The following is a 1,555-nucleotide window of genomic DNA, read 5'->3' as shown; positions in this document are numbered from 1 at the left end:
AATTGAAGAGTTTGATCATGGCTCAGATTGAACGCTGGCGGCAGGCCTAACACATGCAAGTCGAGCGGAAACGAGAAGTAGCTTGCTACTTCGGCGTCGAGCGGCGGACGGGTGAGTAATGCATAGGAAGTTGCCCAGTAGAGGGGGATAACCATTGGAAACGATGGCTAATACCGCATAACCTCTTCGGAGCAAAGCGGGGGACCTTCGGGCCTCGCGCTACTGGATACGCCTATGTGGGATTAGCTAGTTGGTGAGGTAATGGCTCACCAAGGCGACGATCCCTAGCTGGTCTGAGAGGATGATCAGCCACACTGGGACTGAGACACGGCCCAGACTCCTACGGGAGGCAGCAGTGGGGAATATTGCACAATGGGCGAAAGCCTGATGCAGCCATGCCGCGTGTATGAAGAAGGCCTTCGGGTTGTAAAGTACTTTCAGTTGTGAGGAAGGTTTCGTAGTTAATAACTGCGTTGCTTGACGTTAGCAACAGAAGAAGCACCGGCTAACTCCGTGCCAGCAGCCGCGGTAATACGGAGGGTGCGAGCGTTAATCGGAATTACTGGGCGTAAAGCGCATGCAGGTGGTTTGTTAAGTCAGATGTGAAAGCCCGGGGCTCAACCTCGGAAGGTCATTTGAAACTGGCAAACTAGAGTACTGTAGAGGGGGGTAGAATTTCAGGTGTAGCGGTGAAATGCGTAGAGATCTGAAGGAATACCAGTGGCGAAGGCGGCCCCCTGGACAGATACTGACACTCAGATGCGAAAGCGTGGGGAGCAAACAGGATTAGATACCCTGGTAGTCCACGCCGTAAACGATGTCTACTTGGAGGTTGTGGCCTTGAGCCGTGGCTTTCGGAGCTAACGCGTTAAGTAGACCGCCTGGGGAGTACGGTCGCAAGATTAAAACTCAAATGAATTGACGGGGGCCCGCACAAGCGGTGGAGCATGTGGTTTAATTCGATGCAACGCGAAGAACCTTACCTACTCTTGACATCCAGAGAACTTTCCAGAGATGGATTGGTGCCTTCGGGAACTCTGAGACAGGTGCTGCATGGCTGTCGTCAGCTCGTGTTGTGAAATGTTGGGTTAAGTCCCGCAACGAGCGCAACCCTTATCCTTGTTTGCCAGCGAGTAATGTCGGGAACTCCAGGGAGACTGCCGGTGATAAACCGGAGGAAGGTGGGGACGACGTCAAGTCATCATGGCCCTTACGAGTAGGGCTACACACGTGCTACAATGGCGCATACAGAGGGCAGCAAGCTAGCGATAGTGAGCGAATCCCAAAAAGTGCGTCGTAGTCCGGATTGGAGTCTGCAACTCGACTCCATGAAGTCGGAATCGCTAGTAATCGTGGATCAGAATGCCACGGTGAATACGTTCCCGGGCCTTGTACACACCGCCCGTCACACCATGGGAGTGGGCTGCAAAAGAAGTAGGTAGTTTAACCTTCGGGAGGACGCTTACCACTTTGTGGTTCATGACTGGGGTGAAGTCGTAACAAGGTAGCCCTAGGGGAACCTGGGGCTGGATCACCTCCTTATACGAAAGATTAT

At 53.1% G+C, this 1,555-nt stretch carries 1 rRNA gene; it reads left to right on the top strand.

The window, feature by feature from the left end:
* Window positions 1–1,542, top strand: a 16S ribosomal RNA gene (locus L3V25_RS16495).
* Window positions 1,543–1,555 lie beyond the last annotated feature (13 nt).

Source organism: Vibrio sp. CK2-1 (assembly GCF_021726515.1).
GTDB lineage: Bacteria > Pseudomonadota > Gammaproteobacteria > Enterobacterales > Vibrionaceae > Vibrio.
This window is presented reverse-complemented; position numbering and strand designations above follow the sequence as displayed.